21 protein-coding genes are annotated in these 23983 nt (G+C 41.9%); 11 read left to right on the forward strand and 10 right to left on the reverse strand.

The annotated features are described in order from the left end of the window. Positions 1-70: 70 nt before the first annotated feature. From DSM08_RS03675 to pruA, 5 genes are all read left to right on the forward strand, one after another. Positions 71-286 carry a CsbD family protein gene (locus DSM08_RS03675; RefSeq protein ID WP_149524875.1) on the forward strand — a complete coding sequence of 72 codons (216 nt, stop codon included), beginning with the start codon at positions 71-73 and terminating at the stop codon, positions 284-286. A gap of 1 nt (position 287) precedes the next feature. Further along, positions 288-632, forward strand: coding sequence for a tRNA-binding protein (locus DSM08_RS03680; RefSeq protein ID WP_149524876.1), 345 nt, complete (start codon positions 288-290; stop codon positions 630-632). Then, a complete protein-coding gene (locus DSM08_RS03685) occupies positions 632-1108 on the forward strand; it encodes a nucleoside deaminase (RefSeq protein ID WP_149524877.1) in 477 nt (158 codons plus the stop codon). The genes DSM08_RS03680 and DSM08_RS03685 overlap by 1 nt, the downstream gene beginning before the upstream one ends. 105 nt (positions 1109-1213) lie before the next feature. Beyond that, positions 1214-1822, forward strand: coding sequence for a superoxide dismutase (locus DSM08_RS03690; protein ID WP_149524878.1), 609 nt, complete (start codon positions 1214-1216; stop codon positions 1820-1822). Positions 1823-2203: 381 nt separating this feature from the next. Next, positions 2204-3838: an L-glutamate gamma-semialdehyde dehydrogenase gene (pruA, locus tag DSM08_RS03695; RefSeq protein WP_149524879.1), complete on the forward strand. Its 1635-nt coding sequence runs from the start codon at positions 2204-2206 to the stop codon at positions 3836-3838. Between the two features lie 241 nt (positions 3839-4079). Here pruA and recA read toward each other — a convergent pair whose 3' ends face one another. The 4 genes from recA to DSM08_RS03715 all read right to left on the reverse strand — a co-directional run bounded on the left by recA (position 4080) and on the right by DSM08_RS03715 (position 8624). Then, positions 4080-5105 (reverse strand): recombinase RecA, encoded by a 1026-nt coding sequence (gene recA / locus DSM08_RS03700; protein WP_149524880.1) that lies wholly within the window; start codon positions 5103-5105, stop codon positions 4080-4082. A 131-nt stretch (positions 5106-5236) separates the two neighbouring features. Next, the gene (gene nth, locus DSM08_RS03705; protein ID WP_149524881.1) at positions 5237-5908 is read right to left on the reverse strand and encodes an endonuclease III; all 672 of its coding nucleotides are present in this window, start codon (positions 5906-5908) and stop codon (positions 5237-5239) included. A 150-nt stretch (positions 5909-6058) separates the two neighbouring features. Beyond that, the gene (locus DSM08_RS03710; RefSeq protein WP_149524882.1) at positions 6059-7384 is read right to left on the reverse strand and encodes an SGNH/GDSL hydrolase family protein; all 1326 of its coding nucleotides are present in this window, start codon (positions 7382-7384) and stop codon (positions 6059-6061) included. 19 nt (positions 7385-7403) lie between these two features. Beyond that, positions 7404-8624, reverse strand: a complete 1221-nt coding sequence (locus tag DSM08_RS03715; protein ID WP_149524883.1) for an OmpP1/FadL family transporter — start codon at positions 8622-8624, stop codon at positions 7404-7406. 175 nt (positions 8625-8799) lie between these two features. Here DSM08_RS03715 and tpx point away from each other — a divergent pair, with 175 nt between their 5' ends. Then, a complete protein-coding gene (tpx, locus tag DSM08_RS03720; RefSeq protein ID WP_149524884.1) occupies positions 8800-9297 on the forward strand; it encodes a thiol peroxidase in 498 nt (165 codons plus the stop codon). A gap of 393 nt (positions 9298-9690) precedes the next feature. On the opposite strand, the gene DSM08_RS03725 is transcribed toward tpx, so the two are convergent. Beyond that, positions 9691-10860 carry a trans-sulfuration enzyme family protein gene (locus tag DSM08_RS03725; protein ID WP_149524885.1) on the reverse strand — a complete coding sequence of 390 codons (1170 nt, stop codon included), beginning with the start codon at positions 10858-10860 and terminating at the stop codon, positions 9691-9693. A gap of 255 nt (positions 10861-11115) precedes the next feature. Beyond that, positions 11116-11406: a hypothetical protein gene (locus tag DSM08_RS03730; RefSeq protein WP_149524886.1), complete on the reverse strand. Its 291-nt coding sequence runs from the start codon at positions 11404-11406 to the stop codon at positions 11116-11118. Between the two features lie 243 nt (positions 11407-11649). Here DSM08_RS03730 and DSM08_RS03735 point away from each other — a divergent pair, with 243 nt between their 5' ends. The 4 genes from DSM08_RS03735 (at position 11650) to DSM08_RS03750 (ending at position 17470) form a co-directional block, all read left to right on the forward strand. Next, a complete protein-coding gene (locus DSM08_RS03735; RefSeq protein WP_246172437.1) occupies positions 11650-13500 on the forward strand; it encodes an alpha-L-fucosidase in 1851 nt (616 codons plus the stop codon). A 1-nt stretch (position 13501) separates the two neighbouring features. Then, the gene (locus DSM08_RS03740) at positions 13502-15835 is read left to right on the forward strand and encodes a glycoside hydrolase family 95 protein (RefSeq protein ID WP_149524888.1); all 2334 of its coding nucleotides are present in this window, start codon (positions 13502-13504) and stop codon (positions 15833-15835) included. A gap of 208 nt (positions 15836-16043) precedes the next feature. Next, entirely contained in the window at positions 16044-17174 is a 1131-nt protein-coding gene (locus tag DSM08_RS03745; protein ID WP_149524889.1) for a hypothetical protein, read from the forward strand. Next, positions 17141-17470 (forward strand): hypothetical protein, encoded by a 330-nt coding sequence (locus DSM08_RS03750; protein ID WP_149524890.1) that lies wholly within the window; start codon positions 17141-17143, stop codon positions 17468-17470. Before DSM08_RS03745 ends, DSM08_RS03750 begins: the two co-directional genes overlap by 34 nt. A gap of 58 nt (positions 17471-17528) precedes the next feature. Here the strand turns inward: DSM08_RS03750 and DSM08_RS03755 are convergent, their stop codons facing one another. Further along, the gene (locus DSM08_RS03755; RefSeq protein WP_149524891.1) at positions 17529-18773 is read right to left on the reverse strand and encodes a CotH kinase family protein; all 1245 of its coding nucleotides are present in this window, start codon (positions 18771-18773) and stop codon (positions 17529-17531) included. Between the two features lie 299 nt (positions 18774-19072). On the opposite strand from DSM08_RS03755, the gene DSM08_RS03760 reads away from it, so the two are divergent. Beyond that, entirely contained in the window at positions 19073-20158 is a 1086-nt protein-coding gene (locus DSM08_RS03760; RefSeq protein ID WP_149524892.1) for an AraC family transcriptional regulator, read from the forward strand. Between the two features lie 130 nt (positions 20159-20288). On the opposite strand, the gene DSM08_RS03765 is transcribed toward DSM08_RS03760, so the two are convergent. Genes DSM08_RS03765 through DSM08_RS03775 form a run of 3 tightly spaced genes read right to left on the reverse strand, consistent with a single transcriptional unit; the run spans position 20289 to position 23982 of the window. Next, a complete protein-coding gene (locus DSM08_RS03765) occupies positions 20289-21758 on the reverse strand; it encodes a glycine--tRNA ligase (RefSeq protein ID WP_149524893.1) in 1470 nt (489 codons plus the stop codon). 32 nt (positions 21759-21790) lie between these two features. Further along, positions 21791-22252, reverse strand: a complete 462-nt coding sequence (gene bcp / locus DSM08_RS03770) for a thioredoxin-dependent thiol peroxidase (RefSeq protein WP_149524894.1) — start codon at positions 22250-22252, stop codon at positions 21791-21793. An 8-nt stretch (positions 22253-22260) separates the two neighbouring features. Next, positions 22261-23982 (reverse strand): M23 family metallopeptidase, encoded by a 1722-nt coding sequence (locus DSM08_RS03775; protein WP_149524895.1) that lies wholly within the window; start codon positions 23980-23982, stop codon positions 22261-22263. Between the last annotated feature and the right edge of the window lies 1 nt (position 23983).

Here is a 23983-nt window from a genome sequence, read left to right on the forward strand (position 1 = left end):
GTTAAAAATTTATATATTTACTGTTTCTATCACTAAAATAGACTTTTTTATCTATAAACGGCATATATCCATGATTAATTTCAAGATTCAAGCGCAAGATTGGCCTATTCTAAAGCTAAAATTACAACGTAAATACAACCGACTTACCGATGAAGATCTGACGTTCCAAGACGGTCAGGAAGATGAATTGTTAAGGCGTTTGGCAAAGCGACTTCACAGGAATGTTGATTATGTGCTTTTCACCTTGTCAAAGGAAATGTCTGACCTGGACTCTAATAGATTGTAACATGCAGGAAGAGCTGATCAGCTGGGCTGATTTCGAGCGCGTAGATTTAAGAGTGGGAACTATTCTAACTGCCGAGGATTTTCCGAAGGCGAAGCGAGCAGCCTATCAATTGACTGTGGATTTTGGAGAAGAAATAGGTATCCTCAAATCAAGCGCACAAATAACAGTACATTATACAAAGGAAGAATTGGTCGGTCGGCAGGTAGTGGCCGTGGTCAATTTTCCAAAAAAGCAGATAGCAAACTTTATGTCCGAATGTCTAGTGACCGGATTTGAAGATCATAACGGAGATATCATCCTAACGACCGTTGAGCGTCAAGTTCCAAACGGTTCCAAATTAAAATAATGAAAGTTTACAACTTTGAGAGTGATCTGAATTTAACACCTGAAAATTCAGACCAACAGTATATGCGCGAAGCACTGAAGCTCGCGGAACAAGCATTCCGGGAGAATGAGGTGCCTATTGGGGCTATCATCGTTGCAAATGGCAAGATTATCGGGAAAGGCTATAACCTGACGGAACGCCTTAACGACGTTACGGCCCATGCAGAGATGCAAGCCTTTACGGCGGCTGCCAATTTCCTTGGCGGCAAATATCTAAAAGACTGTACCCTATATGTCACGATTGAACCATGCGTCATGTGCGCTGGAGCATCCTATTGGACCCAAATCAGTAGAATCGTATATGGTGCGAAGGATGAAAAACGGGGATACTCAGCAATTCATGATAAAATTATACACCCCAAGACGGAAATCAAGTCTGGCGTGCTCGAAGAAGACTGTGCAAACTTAGTAAAGTCTTTTTTTCGTAATAAACGCTAATATCGAAGATAAAATTAGGCGCTAAACAAACTTATGTTAGGTCAAATTGTTTTATATTCGTATAATACTTAAGAACAACATAACATTCATTAAATATACATTATTATGGCATTTCAATTAGAAGCGTTACCATACGCAGCAGACGCATTAGAACCACATATTGACAAAGAAACAATGGAGATTCACCATGATCGCCATCACCAAGCTTACGTAGACAATTTGAACAAAGCTATTGCCGGTACTGATGCTGAGAATGCTTCTCTAGAAGACATTATCAAAAACATTAGTAAATACCCTGCAGCAGTTCGCAACAATGGTGGTGGTCACTACAACCACCAATTATTCTGGACTGTATTAGGTGCTAATAAAGGTGGTGAGCCTACAGGTGAGTTGGCGACTGCGATCAACGACACTTTCGGTTCATTCGATGAATTGAAAAAGAAATTACAAGAAGCCGGTGCGACTCGTTTCGGATCAGGTTGGTCTTGGTTAATCGTTGGTGCTGATGGGAAATTAGCTGTTACATCAACTCCAAATCAAGATAATCCACTTATGGATGTTGCTGAAGTAAAAGGTACGCCAATCCTTGGCATTGACGTTTGGGAGCATGCGTACTACTTAAAGTACCAAAACAAACGCCCAGCCTACTTAGATGCAATCTTCAATGTGATTGATTGGGATGCGGTTGCAGAGCGTTATAACGCAGCAAAGTAATCGCTAAGAGATAAATCTTATAAAAACGGATAACGAGAAATTGTTATCCGTTTTTTTATATTGAGGTGTCAAGGTCACGCAATAATCAAATAGTGACTACTCTCATTTTATTAGGAAATTAGGCGTTTATGCTGGTCGTTTGGACAATATAGGTTTATTATCGAATTAGATAAGTTTTAACAATAGTTTTATTATTTCGTAATTTCGTACTGCAAATTGTTCAAACTGTTAGAGTTAAGCAATACGCTCGATAAGCCACCCTAACTTCAAAAGCCGCTTATCGGAGAACTATTCAAGTAATGAAGCACTAGACTACCTATCATGTGTATCAATGTCAAAACATGTAAATAAGCGGTCTGGTCAATTAAAATAGATACAAATATGTTAAAAGGATTTTTTAATGTTCCTGTACCGACGAATGAGCCAGTATACAGCTATGCTCCAGGAACTAAAGAAAGAAGCTTATTAAAAGAAGCTATTGCTGCTGCTAGAGCAAATGAAATTGACGTCCCAATGTATATCGGTGGCGAGGAAGTACATACTACGAAAAAAGGTAAATTAACTCCTCCGCATGATCACCAACATATCCTAGGCCATTATAGCCAAGGAACAAAAGAGCATGTTAAGCAAGCAATCGATGCTGCATTAGCTGCGAAGAACGATTGGGAGAATTTGCCATGGGAGCAACGCGCTGCTATCTTCTTGAAAGCTGCCGAATTAATTTCTAGCAAATACCGCTACAAATTAAATGCTGCAACAATGTTAGGTCAATCTAAAAATGCTTATCAAGCAGAGATTGATTCAGCATGTGAGATCGCTGACTTCTTGCGTTTCAACGTGAAATACATGTCAGAAATCTACCAACAACAACCTCCAATCAGCCCTAAGAATGTTTGGAACCGTGTGGAGCAACGCCCATTAGAGGGATTTGTTTTCGCATTGACGCCATTCAACTTTACCGCTATCGCTGGTAACTTGCCTACAAGTGCGGCTATGATGGGTAACGTGGTTGTATGGAAACCATCGAACACACAAATTTATTCAGCAAACGTATTGATGCAAATCTTTAAAGAAGCTGGTGTACCTGATGGTGTTATCAACTTAGTATATGTATCAGGACCTGAAGCTGGTGATGTTATCTTCAAACATCCAGATTTTGCAGGTATCCACTTCACGGGTTCTACCGGTGTCTTCCAAGATATTTGGAAAACAATTGGTGAGAATATCCACGTATATAAAACTTATCCACGTATCGTAGGAGAGACAGGTGGTAAAGACTTTATCCTTGCACACCCTTCGGCAGATCTTGATGTGCTGAACACCGCATTAGTAAGAGGTGCTTTCGAGTTCCAAGGACAAAAATGTTCTGCAGCTTCTCGCGCCTATGTTCCTAAGTCACTTTGGGAAGATTTGAAAAAATCAATGGAGCGAGATATCAAATCGTTCAGAATCGGTGGTACTGAGGACTTCAGCAACTTTATCAATGCTGTAATCGACGAGAAATCATTCGATAAGATTACGAAGTACATCGATAGAGCGAAAGAATCTAAAGATGCAGAAGTAGTAATCGGTGGTGAATACGATAAATCAAAAGGTTATTTTATCCACCCTACAGTTATTTTAGCGAAAAAAGGAGATTACGAAACTTTATCTGAAGAGTTATTCGGCCCGGTTTTAACGATCTACGTATATGACGATAACAAATGGGAAGAAACTTTGAAACTAGTAGATGAAACATCTATCTATGCTTTAACAGGTTCTATCATTGCTCAGGATCGTTACGCTATTGAAGAGGCAACTCATTACCTACGTAATGCTGCAGGTAACTTCTACATCAACGATAAATGTACAGGTGCAGTAGTAGGCCAACAGCCATTTGGTGGTGCTAGAGGTTCTGGTACAAACGATAAGGCAGGGTCGATGATCAACCTATTACGTTGGGTATCGCCAAGAACAATCAAAGAAACATTCAATCCGGATACAGACTACAGATATCCATTCTTATCCGAAGAATAACAATACTCCTAATTGCATAATATAGAGAAAGGGGACCGATGGTCTCCTTTTTCTTTTTAGGTGCCTCAAGGAATCAAAAAACTTTCATGCATCCATTATTGAGACACCAACAGGAACGAAAGTTCTTGATGGCCTCTGAAAACAGAGACCTTCAGAAAAAAAACAGCAGCCATCAAAGATAGCTGCTGCATATTTCCCATATTTTTGAAACCTAGTGGGAATTTGATTGTAATAAAAAAGCTTATTCGTCTTCGTTTAAGATCGTCTCGTCTAAATTCTGACCTGTAACCTCTGCTCTAATTTTTGCTTCTAACTCATCTGATAAATCAGGGTTATCTAACAATAGCGACTTCACAGCATCACGACCTTGACCTAATTTTGTATCTCCATAGCTAAACCAAGAACCTGATTTCTTAACGATTCCATATTCTACACCTAAGTCAATGATTTCACCAACCTTAGAAATACCTTCGCCGAACATAATGTCAAATTCAGCAATACGGAATGGAGGAGCTACTTTATTCTTAACGATTTTTACTTTAACACGGTTACCTGCTACTTCATCAGCATCTTTGATCTGCGATGTACGACGGATGTCTAAACGAACAGAAGCGTAGAACTTAAGCGCATTACCACCTGTAGTCGTTTCTGGATTACCGAACATCACACCAATTTTCTCACGCAATTGGTTGATGAATATACAACAACAGTTTGTTTTTGCGATCGTACCTGTAAGCTTACGTAGGGCTTGCGACATTAAACGCGCTTGCAGACCCATCTTCGACTCACCCATTTCACCTTCAATCTCTCCCTTTGGCACCAATGCAGCAACCGAGTCAATTACGATGACATCAATAGCTCCCGAACGGATTAAGTTGTCAGCAATTTCTAGCGCTTGCTCACCATGGTCAGGCTGAGAAATCAATAAGTTCTCGATATCAACACCTAATTTCTGAGCGTAGTACTTATCAAAAGCGTGCTCCGCATCAATGATTGCAGCAATACCACCTTTTTTCTGTGCTTCCGCAACAATATGCGTCGCTAAAGTTGTCTTACCTGATGATTCAGGACCGTAAATCTCAATGATACGGCCTTTAGGAACACCGCCAATACCTAAGGCGATATCTAAACCTAAGGATCCCGTAGAAATAGACTCGATAGGCTCTACTGCAGTATCACCTAATTTCATGATCGTACCTTTACCGAACGATTTTTCTAATTTATCTAAAGTAAGCTGTAGCGCCTTTAATTTGTCTGAGTTGCTCATATTTTTAGTATATCGAATTCAAAAATAATATAATAATGGAATAATACAAAATTATTTACTAAAAAAATTAGTTTAATATTCCATCTGTAAAGTTAACTTGTTTCTATTTAAATAAATGTTAAGGTTTATTGTTATTCTAGGTCCTTTTCTACAATAGCTTTCGCTTTATAGGTTTTCTCAAAGTATTTGCAGAAATAGGTAATCGGACATTCTTCACACTTCGGTTTCCTTGCCAGACAGATATAACGTCCATGAAGAATCAACCAATGATGCGCAATCGCAATCGTATCTTTCGGCAGGTACTTCACTAATTGCTTCTCTACCGCCAAGGGAGTCGTTGCTCTGGAAGTTAGACCAAGTCGGTTTGCCACGCGGAACACATGTGTGTCAACAGCCATCGCCGGGTTATGGTAGACCACCGAGGATATCACATTTGCCGTCTTTCTGCCGACCCCGGGAAGTTTCACAAGGTCTTCAATCTTTTCCGGCACAACCCCATTAAATTCGCTTAGCAATTTCTGTCCCATACCAACCAAATGTTTGGCCTTATTATTCGGATAGCTCACCGAACGGATGTAAGAAAATACCTCATCGACCGAGCTTTCCGCTAAGCTCTCCGCATCAGGATAACGCGCAAATAGGGCGGGGGTGATCTGATTAATTCGCTTATCGGTACATTGTGCCGATAAGATTACCGCGACCAACAATTCGAAGGGATTACTATAATTTAACTCAGTTTGTGCATCCGGATTGTGCGTAGAAAAATACTCCACAAAAGCCTTATACCTGTCTTTCTTAAGCATAGTCAAAGATACGCATCTTTGAGAGAATTGATAGCTTAACAGGCGTAGATTACAATTGCTTGATAGAAAATTCAAGGAGAAGACGCGCAGTCTGGAAATAAGAAAGGGCTGCACATGGGCAGCCCTAACCTTCTGTTAAGTTTTCCAAAATTAATTCGGATATTTTACACCTCTATAAAGAGAGATATCTACTTTAGGAATGGATGCATTATACTCCTTGTTGATAGCATCAATAAACAAGTTAGCAACGATTGCATTACCCATTGGCGTTAAGTGCACACCGTCTAATGAGAATGCATTACCCGTAATGAAAGCCGAGCTAATACCGATGCCATTGTACACATAGCCACCCTTAACTTTATTTAAGAAGGCATGTACATCAGCAACCGCTACACTTTTGCTTTCTGCTACTTGCTTAATTACAGTGTTGAACTCGTTAACTCGAGCACTTACTTGCGCTACTTCCGCTTCGTCCAATACATTATGGTCCTCGATTGGATTCGCTGGACTGATACCATAGCCAGGACCAACTTCGTTTGGTTTACCCAATGCTGCGGTATTGAAGGTCAAAGGGAATAAATCCTTTGCCGTTGCCGGGCGAACACCAGTTTTTGTTTTGATGATCACATTTTTGAATGCCCCTTGCGATGCCGCTTCTACACCTGCGTTCAAGCGTGCCGTAGTTACCGTATTTAAGAAAGGCACAGCCGTAACATCAGGAATCGTAGCTACAACACCTTTTTGACCTTTTGCAGTCAACGTGGTAATAAAGTTCGTGTATAACTGTGTAAATAAAGGTAGTGATGTCAAATTCTTTGTTGGATCTTCAACCGGACCTGCAGGTGTATTTACCGTAGAGACTGCACCGTTCATAGCGTAGCCTAAAACATCATTGTTTCCTAACCAAAAAGAGAAGAACGTATAATCATGACCTGCAGCATACTGAAAGTAAGTCATTGTTGCTGGCGTATTATCCGGCAAAAGACGCTCGAAATAGGGATTGCCATTAGCGGTTCCTACACCCTGTGCAAAAGCCATATCTAAACGCATGCCCGGAACTCCTAAGTTTTGAATAGGGTCGGTATATTTAATATATAATGGTTTCCCAGCTGCATTAGCTCCGCGAATCGCTAAATCAGTTGTTACCGGCTTCATCACAGGATTTCCATCCACTAAAGATTCCAACATAATATATCCGGAACCGTTTGCTTTATCTGCCGGGAAGAATGGTGAAGTAAAATCGCCGCCACCCACATTCTTCATCTGCGCTGCCATCAAGTTCGGAAAAGCTACTTTCTGACCTTCTAAATAAAGGCCATTATCCGCATAACCCGATGTTAGCGAGTTACCAATGGCTACATATTTCGAAAAGTCTGCAGTACCCTTACTAAAAGTTGGAGCATCAATTTCGGGTTTACAGGAACTAACAAGTCCTAAAATTGCTAGTCCAATATATAATCTAAAGTTCTTTTTCATTGTTTTCATCAATTAAGGCTTACCATTTATAAGACAGGGAGATACCTGGTGCATGGATATTGGTTTCGTATGCTCCGTGAAGCAATGTTTCCGCATTGGTAGTCGTACGCTTCAAGATCTTTTGGAATACATAGGCGGCAGACATTTCCCATTTCGGATTGAACTTGTAGGATACACCCCCAGCAGCCATGATACGGTTATTATCCGGCGTCTCTGGATATACATATTTCGCTTGAACCGGCGTGTAAACATAACCCGCACCTACACGTAATGCCAATGCATCGTTCACGTCGTAGTTGATACCTGCTTTACCCGAGAAGGCATTTTGATATCTCTTCTCCGAACGTGTGTCTTGCAATACCGGTGTGTTCGTTTCGTAATCGAATACCAATTCTTTGTAGATATCGTAGTTGATCAATGATCCGTCGATTGCGGCTTGAACTTTATCGCTCAGTGGGAATGCGATACCAATGTTGAATGTAGAAGGTAAAGGCAATTCGGCGTCGAATTTACCATTAGGGAAATTTGCTGCCAATGAAGTCGGAACCTCAAAAGTAGCGTCGCCACCTTCTAGTTTTGTAACAACTTTCGAACGGTAGCTTAAGGAGATGGCAAATTGATCTTCTAGGTTGTAGTGTACCCCGACATTATAACCCATACCCGTACCTGTTCCCTTTAGGGTTGCCTGTCCGGCAGTTCCATCCGGGTAGAACACAGGTAGAGCACGACCTAGATCAACCAATCCGATGTTATAAACAAATCCACCACCTACGCTGAACTGCTCAGTAAGCTTAAAGCTCAATGTTGGTTGTATATAAATTGCGCGCATAGAAAGGTGCGTCAGAGAGAAGCGTCCTGGCCATTCTTTGCCCCAATCTACCGAGCCACCGAAAGGTGTATAAACGCCGATACCGGCTTTCCACCAAGAGTTTTTCGGGCCAAAAGTAGCATAAGCACCAAATGGAGGCGAAATTTGAAATTTCGTATCGTGTGATTCCGTACTTCCATGTTCACGGAAAGCAGATCGGTACATAACAGCACTAGCACCAACCTGAATGGCGTTGTGGTCCATCTTTACTAATGCACCCGGGTTGTAAAATATAGACGTTTCATCTATAAATAGTGCAGAACCTGCGCCGGCCATACCTACGGCTTTCTGACTTTGCGTATTCACTTGCGAGCCTTGTGCATGCAATAGAATAGGGGAAGCTAATAACAAACTCAGTAATAATCGTTTCATATAAATATTGATTAGCGTTTTTTCAAATTAGATTTGATATGCTAACATAGCATTTTTTTATTAATTAAAATAAAAATATTTGTCACAATTTAATAATATGCGAGTAAATGAATATCGTTCAAACATATTTGCATATTAAATGGTTATCTTTAGGAATACAATTCTAAAAGATATTATGGCACAAATTAAATTCAAGGGCAACGCAGTTCATTCGGAAGGAAACCTACCTAAAGTAGGCGATACTGCTCCAAACTTCACACTAACAGCAGGCGACCTTTCGTCTAAGTCATTGAGCGACTTCAAAGGTAAGAAAGTTATTTTAAATATATTCCCGAGTATCGATACTGGTACATGCGCCGCGTCTGTACGCCAATTCAATGAAAAGGCAACAAGCTTAGATAATACAGTTGTTTTAGGTATCTCTAAAGATCTTCCTTTTGCACACTCACGCTTCTGTGCAGCAGAGGGAATCGAAAATGTAATCACCCTATCAGACTTTAAAGACAATGCTTTCGCAGACGCTTACGGCGTTAAGTTCGCAGACGGTCCTCTAGCAGGTCTGTTAAGCCGCTCCGTAGTGGTAATCGACGAAGAAGGTAAAGTAGTTTATACCGAGCAGGTAGAAGAAACTACCGAAGAGCCGGATTATGATAAAGCACTGGCTAGTATTTAAATATTAGATATAAGATTTTAGACATTAGATCTTAGAGTAGGGCGCCGATTAGGCGCCTTTATTTGTGGGTTGTTTTGAACCAGGAAAGGAAGGGTGCAAGGATGGTCAGGATCGGGCAATGTGACGTATGATCGATTGTATTTTTATAGGAGACGTTTCACTAAACGCATGATATCAATACCGTAAATGTGCATACCACTATACGACACGATACCCGATCCTGTTCATCCTTGCATTCTTCCTTTCCTGGTTCAAGACAAACTTCACTTCATTTCCTAATTCAAAACAAAATTTCCTTTCTAACCAAAAGTTCAAAACAACCCCCTTAAAAACAAAAAAGCGAACCATTACAGTCCGCTCAAGGTCTAAAATCTTATATCTAATGTCTAATATCTAGCTCGCCCCCAATGCCTGCAAAATATCGCCGATAATATCTTCTTGTTCTTCGATACCTACGGAAAGGCGCACCGTTCCGGGGCGGATACCTAGCTTTTCGCGTTCGGCTTCGGAGAGTTTAGAGTGCGTTGTTGTTGCCGGATGCGTCGCGATACTGCGGGCATCACCGAGGTTGGAGGTGTATTTTATCATTTTGAGGGCATCCAAGAATTTGAATGCGCGTTCTTTTCCGCCTTTCACTTCAAACGTCACGATACCACCGCCTGCTTTCATCTGCTTTTTCGCCAATTCATACTGCGGGTGCGAGGGTAGGAAAGGGTATTTAACGTCGGCAATTTCGGGATGCTGCTCTAAAGTCTGTGCCAATGCCAGCGCATTCGAACAGTGTCTGTCCATGCGCAATCCTAATGTTTCGATACTCTTTGAAAGTACCCAAGCATTAAATGGCGACATGGAAGGACCGGTATGGCGAATCAAGAACATCATTTTGTCCATCAATTCTTTCTTTCCCACAACTACGCCACCCAACACGCGACCTTGACCATCCATATATTTTGTTGCTGAGTGGATGGACAGATCGAACCCATATTGCAAGGGTTTCTGAAGGTAAGGCGTTGCGAAGCAGTTATCGATGGCAAAGATAATGTGTGGATATTTCTTTTTAAGTCCGCCTAACCATTCCAGATCCACCAATTCAAGGCCAGGGTTGGACGGCGACTCTAAGAATATAAATTTCGTATTGGGTTGAATGGCTTTCTCCCACTCGTCTTGATTGATGGCATCCACATAAGTCGTGGTAACACCCCAACGTGGGAATAGCTGCGTGAACAACTGATGCGTAGATCCAAAAATGGCGCGCGAAGATACGATGTGGTCACCACTTTCAATGAACCCCGCGAAGGTCGCAAAAACTGCTCCCATGCCCGAAGCAAACGCTAAACCAGCCTCTGCATTTTCTAACAGACAAACCTTATTGATAAATTCTGTTGTGTTCGGATTCGCATAACGAGAATAAACCATCCCTTCCTCTTCTTCTGCAAAAACAGCACGCCCTTGATCGGCACTGTCAAAAATAAAACTTGAGGTAAGGTAAAGAGGAACAGAGTGTTCGCGTAATGCGGAGCGCTGTGCTTGCTCGCGGATGATTTTGGATTGTTCGTTGTTCATGATGGGCAAATTTATTTACTTTTATGCATAAACTACTAATCTTGTCGAATTTATTTTTGATTTTTTTTTGAGTGATGGCCTCTTCGGTGCTAGCATAGGGCAACGTTTGCTTATAACCCTTTCAAAGCCCTTTCAAACCCAATGTAAAACCCTTTCACAACCGCTCGCGAACGGCTTTGAAAGGGCTATACATTGGGACAGATATGTTGTTTACTTTTCGGAGCTCAGTAGAAGAAATTTGTTTGCTGAGCACGATTAACTTCCAGCGATTGGACTTCCGAAAATGCCGACCGCCAATTCCGCCCAAAGAATGATCAACAGGAAAAGGACGATTGCGGTTCCAATCCAAAAGTTTCTTTTGTTCTTTACGTTTCTCCACAAGAGGTCGATAATGAATACCGAACCGAATAATAGAATGCCCGCTACCAAAAAGTCGATTGCGTTCCAATTAACCTCATTTGTAAATTGCATAGCTACTATCGGAATGCATAAAAGAACGACAGGGATAAAATAGATCCAGCGTTGTGGGGTGTGATTTGTTATCATAATCTTTTGTTATTAAAAGTACTTTGAAATACAAAGTAAAATATTAGAAACGATTGCTGCAAGTTTTTTGGATAATATTTTAACTAGGTTGGAATAAATCGTTTATCGATACGTTTATGAGGGTAACATTCTAATCGGTAATCTTTTTATTCGTTTTCGAATTGAGTATCTTGAGGGCACATTTAGCATTATATGAAAAGAACTAAACTATTATCTATCCTATTATTTACTCCTTTTTTAAGTATGGCTCAAACAGAGCCCGCGCCTTATGGCGCAACCCCATCTGAGCGCCAACTGCGTTGGCATGAGATGGAAATGTACACCTTGATTCATTTTACGCCGACAACTTTTCAAAATAAGGAGTGGGGCTATGGGGATGCTGATCCCAAAATATTTAATCCGACGAAATTTGACGCCAATCAGATTGCTGCTGCGGCAGCTGCTGGAGGTTTTAAAGGGCTGATTTCGGTGGCAAAACATCACGATGGTTTTTGTTTATGGCCCACGGCTACGACCGAGTATTCGGTAGCGAGTTCGCCATGGAAAGAAGGCAAAGGGGATATGGTCCGCGAGTTTAAGAAAGCGTCGCATGCTAATGGACTGCAGTTTGGCGTGTACCTATCTGCTTGGGATCGTAATGATACCCGTTATGGCACAAAAGCTTACGCCGATGCATATCGAGAGCAATTAACCGAATTGATGAGCAATTATGGGGAGCTATTTACATCATGGCATGATGGCGCCAATGGCGGGGATGGCTACTATGGCGGTAAAAACGAAAAGCGAACGATCGACCGTTCTACTTACTATGAGTGGCATGAAAAAACCTGGCCTATCGTGCGCAAGCTGCAGCCGATGGCGATGATTTTTTCTGACGTCGGACCGGACATGCGCTGGGTGGGGAATGAGAAAGGCTTTGCAGCCGAAACTTCTTGGTCAACATTGACGCCAAAAAGTAAAGACGGCAAACCTCCGGTGCCGGGACAGGTTGATGAAACCAATTTGTCCACAGGAGATCGTGGTGGGGAATATTGGATTCCTGCAGAGTGTGATGTTCCGCAGCGACCGGGATGGTTTTACCACGAGGATCAGAATGATCGTGTGAAGACTCCGGATCAGTTATTTGAAATCTACCTGAAGTCCGTAGGCAGAGGGGGAGGAATGAACCTAGGTTTAGCGCCAATGCCGGAGGGTATCTTACATGATAACGATATTTTATCTTTAAAATCCTTTGGACAGAAGTTGAAAGAAACCTTTAAAACTGACCTGACAGCAGGGGCGATGGCGAAGGCAAGCAATGTGCGAGAGAACCACGAGCAGTTTTCGACCGCAAAATTGTTTGATGGTGATCGTTACTCGTATTATGCGTCGGATGATCAGGTATTGAATCCGAGCGTTGAGATTTCCCTCCCGAGTGCGCAGACATTTGATTTGATTCGTTTACGCGAAAACATTAAGCTTGGTCAGCGTTTAGACAGTGTGAAGATCTCAGTTTGGGAAAATAGCAGTTGGAAATTAATCGGCGAGGCGACGAGTATCGGCGCAAATCGCTTAATTAAATTAGCGAGTCCGGTAACGGCGCAGCGTTTGAAGGTTGACTTATTCGCACCCGTAGCGCCAACTTTAAGCGAGTTTGCGTTGTTTAAAGAGGCAGCATCGAATTTTGGATTGGCAACGACAGAACGCAAGCGCGTTGCGAAACAGGACATGACAATTATTTCGGCAGATAAGCATGTTAGCAATGCGATCGACAATAATTTGAGAAGTATTTGGGAGACCACGACCAGCAGAAGCAAATTTATTGAGATTCGCTTAACAAAGAATGAATGGCTGACGGGGATGCAATATACGCCACGACAAGATGCAAAGCTTGCTGGTGTGCCGACGAAATATAAAGTCTATAGCAGTAAAGATGGGAAAGCTTGGCAAACCGTCGCTATCGGCGAGTTTTCGAATATAAAGGCAAATGCAACCGCACAGATGATCAATTTTTCTACGCCCGTTGAGGCCCATTATATTCGATTTGAACCTATCGAAGTGTTAAGTGAGGATAAAGCTTTCTCTGTTGCCGAGTTTGATTTATTTGTAAAATAATATGAGGTATATACTTGCTGTCGTTTTATCAGGTTTTGTTTCCTTTTCATCTGCGCAGGACATGAAGCTTCGTTATGATCAGCCTGCGAAACATTGGGAAGAGACTTTGCCCCTAGGGAACGGTTTGATTGGGATGATGCCCGATGGGAAAGTATCCGATGAGCAGCTGGTTTTGAATGAGATCTCTTTATGGTCTGGAAGTCCGCAGGATGCAAACAATTATGACGCACATAAGAGTGTTTCCAAGATACAAGAGCTGCTTTTTCAAGGTAGAAACGACTTAGCGGAGCAATTAGTCAATCAAAACTTCGTATGTACCGGGGCAGGCTCAGGTGGTGGGAAGGGAGCATTGCAGCCCTACGGCTGTTTCCAAAATTTTGGCTTTCTGAATTTTCTGCATTTCGATATCGACGAGGTTAGTAACTACCAGCGCTCTCTGGATATCTCTACCGCACGTGCGCAGACTAGCTTTACGGCAGCAGGAGTAAAGTATCAACGTGACTATTTTACTTCCTTTGCGGACAACGCAGGCGTCGTTCATTTGACGGCGAATAAGCGAAAGTCTATTGGCTTTGCGCTACATTTCTATAGAGATGAAAATATCAAGTCCTATCAGATCAAGGATAACGAAATAACGATCGAGGGGCGTTTGCCCGACGGTAAGGGCGGCGATGGAATGCGCTTTGCAGCGAAGATCAAGGTCATTGCAAAAGGTGGTTCGCTGATGAACTATGATAATCAGCTCGTGATAAAAAAGGCCGATGAGGCATTGGTTTTGTTTGTTGCCAGCACAGATTATTACGATCATGACCCAGTAGCGTACGTTACGGCAGAGATGGATAAGTTGAAAGGTAAATCCTACAAGCAATTAGCAAAGGCACATCAAAAGGCCTACGAGCCGTTATTCTCACGTGTAGATTTAAAACTTGCCCAAGATAGGAGTCAGGAATCGGTACCAACGCCTCAGCGGATAGCTAATTTCTATCAAGATCCAGCATCGGATCCGGGTTTGGCAGCACTGTATTATCAATACGGTCGATATCTGAGCCTATCGAGTGCGGCTCCAGATTTCCCAAATGCATTGCCACCGAATCTGCAGGGTTTATGGGCGCATCGTATCCAGACGCCATGGAATGGCGATTATCATTTGAACATCAATGCGCAAATGAACCATTGGGGCGTTGAAGTGAGCAACTTATCGGAATATCATAAGCCCTTTATCAATCTGATCAAAAAGATTGCGAAGGAAGGAGAGAAGACTGCGAAGGCGTATTACAATGCGCCGGGTTGGGTGGTCTACATGATCACGAACGTTTGGGGATTTTCGGCTCCCGGGGAGAGTGCCTCCTGGGGAGCGAGTACCGCGTCGGGATGGCTTTGCAATCATTTGTGGGAGCATTATCTGTTTACCCAGGATAAGGCGTATTTGAAAGAGGTATATCCTGTTCTGAAGGGTGCAGCGGTATTTTATAAGGCGACCTTAGTGAAGGATCCGAAGACTGGTTGGCTGGTTACTTCGCCTTCTATTTCACCGGAGAATGGCTTCAAGTTAGCCAATGGCAAGCGTGCTGCGGTGGTGATGGGGCCTACAATAGATAATCAGATTGTGCGCGAGCTCTATCAGGCTGTTATCGCTGCGGGAAAGGAGTTGGGTGAGGATGAAGCATTTTCTGATAGCTTACAGCAGGATTTGAAACTTACTCCACCGGCTGTACAGATCAGCAAATCGGGCAGAGTAATGGAATGGTTAACGGACTATGAAGAGACAGATCCGGAGCATCGCCATGTTTCTCATTTATACGGGTTGTATCCGGCCAATTTTATATCACCTGTCAGCAGCCCGGAATGGGCTGAGGCGGCAAAGAAAACCTTAGCGGTTCGCGGCGACGAGGGGACAGGCTGGTCGCGCGCTTGGAAGATTTTGTTTTGGGCTCGACTGCATGATGGAGACCACGCTTTAGAGATCCTTAGACAGCTGTTGCGCCCGGCGACAGTCGGTGCGACTTCTTATTCCGGGTCGGGTGCCGGAACCTATCCAAACTTGTTCTGTGCGCATCCGCCTTTTCAAATCGATGGTAATTTCGGTGGTTCGGCGGGTATCGCCGAGATGCTGTTGCAGAGCCACGATGGCTATATTCATTTATTACCTGCCCTACCCGGAATTTGGAAGGATGGTGAATTGAAAGGTCTGAAAGCGAGAGGTAATTTTACTGTTGATATAAAATGGCGAAACGGTCGAGTTGTTGATTATCGTATTTCAGCGGCGAAAGCGGGAAACGTGAAAGTACTGGTAAATGGTGCACTACAAGACGTACAAGTTTCCGTGATAAAATAACTATTGTTACATAGGTTTTTGACCCGTAAATTTCGTTGAGGTACTCAATGAATTTAGGGGTTCGTTATTTTAAACTTAACCTGAAAATAGGGTGTAAGTAATTTCTTTCTTCTATTTTTTTCAATATAAAATAAGGATGATTATGATTAATATATTGAAAAATAGAGTTTTGAGATTTACCCAGGCGATAGTTCTAGTGCTAATATCTATGGGTATAATCGCAGGCTGTACGCCGCGAAATGAAACCCCGAATATCGAGGGCGATACCTACCTCGTTGATTTGAATTTTTCGGGTTTTGAAACAAGAGTCCGCCCGATAACGTCCGGCCAAGCGGATGAGCATAGCAAGGCTCTCAAAACGCAAGCACGGAATGTTGATGAATATCCAACGACCTTGTATTATTGGTCCTTCGATGCAGCATCTCTTTTAAGCGACTACTATCAGCAGTCGGCAATTGCACTTTCCTTTTTTCCAGCCAGTACAGCGCACTCCTTTCTCAACGGTTTTCCGAATTCTGCTGTTTCAAACAAGTTGTTGGAAGCGAGGGTAGTAAGTGCTTTTATACTGCCCATTCCGGCGGCAGGTATCCGACGATTGGATAAGCTGAACGTTGAACTCGGCTTGAGCAAGTATAGTGCGCTAGGAGTTGAGCTCGAATATGGCTTTTCTCGTACATCAGTGTTGAGCTTAGTGGGAAAACAAATAACAATCCCAAAAGAACAGTTGGATTTTAGAAAGAACACACTATCATTCGATCTTAGCGACTTATCTTTTCAGGATAAGGATACCATGTATTTATATTTAAGCGTGAATAGGGGGCAGTACAGCGATAATAAAAATTTTAATCGGAGCAGGTCCGGTGTTTGGATAGATAATATACGAGTGTCGGGGATTCGAAATGTTCGGAACGATAAATTGAAGAACGACATACACTATTTTATTTTTGATCAGAAAAACAATTTGATTGTAGATCGCGGTAGTTTCGACGCTAAAAATAGTGCACAAAGTTTACGTGTGGAATTACCATTCGGAGAGTATAGTACTGCCACCGTCTACAAGAATTCGGTGAACGATCCTTTTTTTCCTGAAGTTATTAATACAAAGAATGACTTTTATCTCCGCGATAGTATGGGGCTCGATGGGCGTATCTTCGGTTCGATCGATACCTTTAAGGTCAATCGCTCGTTGTCCCAAAAGATAGCGTTGCGGAGAGCTTACAGCCAGATTCGATTTGAGTTTACAGATGTTGTGGCTCCTAGTAGAGTAACTCAACTTCGCGTGTATCCTGCTCATCATCGCTATACATGGAATCCCTTTTCGATTGTCCCGCGGCAGTAGAATCCAAACCACGGAAACCTTATTTAATCGACTTGAATGCTGTGCGAGAGAGAACGGTTGTATTCAACGAGTTTCTGGGGTTGGAAGCTATGGAAAGGGATCTGAAATATAAGGTCGAGGTGATGGAAGAGGAAAAGGTCTTGCGGACGTTTGAGGTGCAGGGTACTAGCAGGAACAATATGCAATTGGTTTTTAAAGGGCCCTTATTGCCACCTACGACTGGGTTTGGAGGTTTCGAAGTGAGTCTTCAAGAAGAATGGGATGGGGAGAAGGTGATACAGTTTGACCATGATTAGGTTAATAGGAAGTGGAACCTTGCGGCTCCACTTCCGTTAATCACCAAATTGCATATGATTAACGCAATGTCTTTATGTAGTTATCGATGAAATTAGCTCGCTTTCGAAGGAAGATTTTCATATCCTTTTTCGCTGTCGGAAGATCGTTGCTGCCGAATTTCCAGATTGCAAAATCTTGCTTTTTAGATTCGCGGATGCTTGCGGCGTATTCTTCAATATAAGTGAGCAGGGCGTCTAGTTTGTTGTTTTTATAGTTCGTCCAAGTGGTTTTATAGAGTTGTACCACTTCGGGATCTTTCATGAAGATCTTGAAGAATTTGCTTCCAAGTCGGTTGTCAGTATCGCGTAGCAACGCTATGTCTACGTAATTGAAGTAGGTTTTCAAACCGTCATCATGTCCAAAGGCGGAATCAAAATCCCAGATTGGCCCCATGGTATATTTTCCATTGGCTTTTTTATGGATATAGGTGCTTTTAGGGTGATTGATTTCCATGTTGCCAACCAGCGTGTTAAGAATAAGGTAGTTGACGAGCTGCTGTTTGTCGAACAAATTGCCATATCCATTGTTAGGGAATTTGCTGTCGACAAGTAGTTTCTCGAAATCTTCAAATTCTTTTTTAATGCTGTTAAATTGTGCATCGGACTCGATATCTGGTGCCTTGATCATCATAGGTAGTTGTAGGGCCGCCGATTTAAATTTGAATTCTTCGTCGAAATAGGTATCCATCTCTAGAAGCACACCGTCATCACCGATATTGATGCGTGATGATTTTACTTCGACTTGTTGGGTGAGCATGTAATTTCCCAAGTACTGCCCATTTAGCGTAACATCAACAGGAACGATACTGTTGGTAAAAGGCATAGAGAGCTGCTGACCGACCTTCATGGCGATACCATTGCACATGAGGGTATAATCCTGATAGTTTGCAAGGAGTACCCAATCTTTGGCAGCAGGGAGTCCAAAAATACTGGCGTTTTCATCCAGCTTCAGACGGTAAGGTTTTTTAGGAAAGAACCACGTGCTATTTCCACGACCTTTAATTCGTGTTTTCTTTTTGTCTAGGTCGGCTTGAACGGAATTTCCATTGATGCTTACCTCCGCATTTACATAATCATCTTTGCTCGTGATAGCAACTCCGCCATCTGTCGTGATGTAAACATGTGGGATCTTTGCAGCAATAGATTCGTCAAGCTCTGCTTTCTCATCAATATCCGGGACAGGATCGGACTCGGTTGGGCTTGTACAAGCCAGAAATAAACAGCATGATAACATACTGTAATAGATGTTTAGTTTCAATCTCATAGATGGTTGGTTTGGAATGTTAAAGTTACATCGCGCACGAGAGCGATTGGTCGGCGTTGACAATGTTGACTTTCCTTTTTTGGAAATGAGATATGTCTTTTGTCTTCCAATGGATTGGAATACAGGTGGTTATATGTTTGTTATGAATTGTTATTGAAAAAGGGAAATGGTATGGCGTTTTTGTGAGATATAAGATATGAGACAGGTTATTCGGTAAGGGGTTACCTAAAGTGCTTATTCAAGTAGAAATTTAATAAAGCGTTTTTAATTTATTAATACAATAAAAGTAAACTTGTTATATGGTACTTATTTTGGTTGTTGTTATACTCCAATTACTATTTTCTTGGCTTTACTTTACGAAGAGGTCGATGCGGGATGAGCGAGGAAAATTAATCAATATATTAGTTGTTTGTTGTTTATCAGTGATTATCGCTAGCTTCGCAAGGCCTAGTTTTGACAGTCCTGTCGCTCTATTTTATGCCGGAACAATTGGAGTTTGTATTATCACGCTGTCGCTTATTTACGTCAGAAATATCTTTGTTGAACGTAGAACGTCCGGCTATTTAATTCTTTTGGCTGTATTTCCTTTTATCCTGTTTATTGTTTTCCTGTTGTTATATGCGGGGTATGAAGCACAGATATTAGATAGTATTGTTCATTATTATTTAAATTGGATGTTCCACCAAGGTAAAAATGTCCTGCTCGCTTTGGTAGTGTTATATGAACTATCCTTGCTTTACGCAAAACGAGATCAGCTATCCTATTATCTTTCTTCGATTGATGGTCAGCTAGGGTTCTTGTTCGTGGCTTTAAAACTGGCCCTGGTCGCCTTTGTATTCCTGCGCGCATTCTTTGTCGGAGTGGAGACAATCGTGGAGTTTCCGGTACAGGAAACAGCGCTGCTGTTCTTGATTGGAATCTATTATACCTTGTATTTTAAAGGGCTGCACATCGCGGTTTCAAAATATCGGAAGATAATATTACCGGACGCCGAGCTAAAAAGTGGATATGCGCATCAAACGACCGTCCGTACTTGGAATAATTACATTGCAACAGCAGATAAATACATCTTAGAGAAACGTCTGTTCCGGATGAAGAATTTTCATATCCGTGACTTAGCTGCCATCTTGGAAATAGATCCCAAAAACCTATCCATCATATTAGAGCAGGGCTTAGGTATTAGTTTTGAAGATTATTTGGACAAACATCGCATTCGTTATTTTGTGGATCATTGCCAGCATATCGATTGTTCTGCCAAAGGAATATTGAACCTTGCCAATGAAGCCGGTTTTGCGAATAAGTATAAGTTTTATAGAGCTTTCAGAAAGCAATACTCCGTGGACCCGCGAGAATACTTACGTCGAATGGATTTCAGTATGACATAGAGAATTTCATGTTTCCATTAAAACTCCAATAGGAGTGAAGGTTCGTGAGGAACTTTGAAAGTAGAGACGTTTAGATAAAAAAGAGAGGCTATCGATTCGATAGCCTCTCTTTTTTATCGTGAAATAAGTCTTATAGAACTTTCTTCAATAAGTTGTTCATACCGACTAGATCGCCAATGATTTTCTCTAATTGATCAGCATTTACTCTTTCTTGTTGCATGCTATCTCTATGACGAATAGTAACTGTATTGTCCTCTAAAGACTGATGATCCACTGTGATACAGAACGGTGTACCGATCGCATCTTGACGACGGTATCTCTTACCGATAGAGTCTTTCTCGTCGTATTGGATATTGTAGTCTAGTTTCAATTTTGCCATAATCTCTCTTGCTTTTTCTGGAAGACCATCTTTTTTCGTCAATGGTAATACAGCTGCTTTAACAGGAGCAATAGCAGGGTGGAACTTTAATACGACACGTGAATCTTGTTTTTCTTCTGTTGATAAATCTTCCTGAACTAAGCAGTTTGCTAATACCGTTAAGAATAAACGATCTAGACCAATGGAAGTCTCAATAACGTAAGGGATATAGCTTTGATTGATCTCAGGATCGAAATACTGAAGTTTCTTTCCAGAGAATTCTTGATGTTGTTTTAAGTCGAAATCAGTACGAGAGTGGATACCTTCTACTTCTTTGAAACCGAATGGGAATTCGTATTCTACGTCTACCGCAGCATTAGCATAGTGTGCTAATTTTACGTGGTCGTGGAAACGGTATTTCGCAGGATCAGCACCTAATGCTAAGTGCCACTTCAAACGAGTTTCTTTCCATTTTTTATACCAGTCTAATTCAGTGCCTGGGCGTACAAAGAATTGCATCTCCATTTGCTCGAACTCACGCATACGCATGATAAACTGGCGCGCAATGACTTCGTTACGGAATGCTTTACCAATTTGAGCAATACCAAATGGAATCTTCATCCTACCGGTTTTCTGAACATTTAGGAAGTTGACGAAGATACCTTGCGCGGTTTCAGGGCGTAGATATACTTGTTCCGCACCGTCCGCCATGGCACCCATCTGTGTTGCAAACATCAGGTTAAATTGGCGCACGTCTGTCCAGTTTCTAGTTCCTGAAATCGGACATACGATATCGTGATCTTCAATGATATTTTTTAGACGAGCTAAGTCATCTGCATTTAATGCATCATCAAGATCTTTTTGTAACTGAGCAGCTTTTTCGGTTTTCCCATCTTTTTCATAGCGGTCGATCTTGTCCTCAATTAATTGGTCGGCACGATAGCGTTTCTTGGAGTCCTTGTTGTCGATCATAGGATCGTTGAACCCATCTACGTGTCCGGATGCTTTCCAGGTTGTTGGATGCATGAAGATCGCAGCATCAATACCTACGATGTTCTCATTCAATTGAACCATGGATTTCCACCAATAAGACTTAAGGTTGTTTTTCAATTCAGAACCTAATTGGCCGTAATCATATACGGCACTTAAACCGTCGTAAATTTCACTGGAAGGAAACACAAAACCGTACTCCTTCGCATGCGAAATTATATTCTTAAAGAAATCATCTGTTTGCTTACTCATAGGAAGCAAATATAATGTATTCGTATGACTTATTATGCCATTAGGTCGCGAATTTGTTGGCTCGCGTTTTTATTGTCTACTTTTTTGATAATATGTTGGATAACGCCATTTTCATCAATAATGAAGGTAGTTCTAGCAGTTCCCATATATTTTTTGCCATACATGTTTTTCTCTACCCAGACGCCATAATCATTGACGATCTTTTGATCTTCATCTGCTAATAGTGTAAAGGGCAATTCGTACTTGTTGATGAACTTCTGATGCGATGCCTCACTATCGATGCTGACACCGATAACTTCATAGCCGTCTTTCAAAAGACTTTGGTAATTGTCTCTAAAGTTACAGGCTTCGGTAGTACAGCCAGGAGTGTTATCTTTCGGGTAGAAGTAAAGAATAACTTTCTTGCCTTTGAAATCGGCAAGTTTAACCTCTTTACCATGCTGATCTTTCGCTTGAATTGCCGGCGCTTTATCGCCTACATCTAATGTTGCCATAATATCTTTTATCTCGTGAATGTTGCTTCGTAGATCTTCTCGTTATCTTTCCAATCCTTCACAACTAATTTGAATTTATGTTGTCCTTTCGATAATGAGGAATCGAAACGATGCCAAATATGTCGGTTCTTCGAATCGTATTCCATCAATACCCACTTGTCATCGATATACGCATTGAATGATTGAATTCCAGAAAAGTTGTCGGAAATAGTGAAATCTATTTTAGATTGGGCACTAACGTTCTTTCCATTGCTAAAGTTGCGCGGAGTAATGGTCGGTGCAATCGTATCCACGGCGACATAGAAAGACCCAAAGTTCCGCGTATTCACGCTAACCCATCCTTTTTCAAGCTTTCCACCTTCAGCGCCATTTTGCACGGAAGCAATTAAAGCCTTGCTTTCTAGGTGTGGGGGTAGATTGGTTGGCTTGATATTCAGCATATAGCTAGAAAATAAAGGGATGTAAGCATTTTGGACATGATGAACATGCGAATAGCTATTCGCAATAGGCGCGCTTTGGCTGTATACAAAGTCCAGGTCGCCATACAAAGTCTCTGTCGGGATTTCTATTTGTAAATGATCAGCAGAGAATTTATTAACCTTGTTGTAGGCGAATCGTTCTCCTTTTAGAGGGTTGGCCTTTGGTTGATATGAAGGGTTATTCCTGATTTGAAAATTCAATTCGCTGCAATTTCCTTGCACATCTTTCACGACATATTTAACATCATGAACTTCTTGATCCTGCAATTCGATGACACCTTCATTTTCCAAGTGTTTGAATATTTCAATTCTATTACCCGGATCTTTAAAACTCTTCTGAACCTTGACTTTTGTTTTTTTCCAGTGCGGATAATCAATATAAGAATGAATACCTCTGGACGTATTGAAATCTAATTCCTCAAATACAACCGTCGAAACGGGTTGCCCATCGATAAACAAATCGATAGAATATACCCCGTTTTGAAAGCCCCCAGCGCGATGTCGATCTATGCTATTGATACCTAATCCAAACTTCCCATTAACGGAAATAGGAGCTCCGGACGCTAGTGCATAACGACCTGAACCTAAAGCTTTCAATTGCATATAACGGCGTCCGGTGAATTCATTAAAGATAGGCTCATTAAGATCATAGACCATGAGTCCGTTGATCGTTGGAGCAAAGTTATCCTTGAATCGAAGTCCAAATAACTGGGTATTTAACGGGCGCTGAGTTTTTGTATCTCGGATTTCGAAATGTAGATGCGGTCCTGCCGAACCACCAGTATTTCCGGCATTGCCGATAAACTCTCCTTTCGTCAATTTTACTTGACCCTCTTTCAACTCCAAGTCCACGTCAAAGCGCTGTTGTTTGTATTGTTCGGCGCGGATGATATTGGTCAAGGCATCATTAAAGCTGTCCATATGTAGATATACCGAAGTATATCCATTGGGATGCGCGATGTAAACAGAGTTTCCCCCGCCGCCGATCTGCACTCGAACGCGCGATACATAGCCTTCAGCAGCAGCATGCAGCGGCAGACCTATTCTTTGCTGCGTGCGATAGTCGTCGCCCGCATGAAAATGTGTAGACCTGAGCTCACCGAATGTTCCCGAAGCATCAGGAGCAATATTCAGGGGATTCCGAAAATAACCCTGTGGGTAATTACGTGAAGTATATATATTATTATTCTGTGCATGGGATGACATCCCAAGGGTAGTAGCAAGTAAAAGTGTGACGAACGTTTTTCTCATT

Source organism: Sphingobacterium hotanense (genome assembly GCF_008274825.1).
In the GTDB taxonomy this organism is placed as follows: domain Bacteria; phylum Bacteroidota; class Bacteroidia; order Sphingobacteriales; family Sphingobacteriaceae; genus Sphingobacterium; species Sphingobacterium hotanense.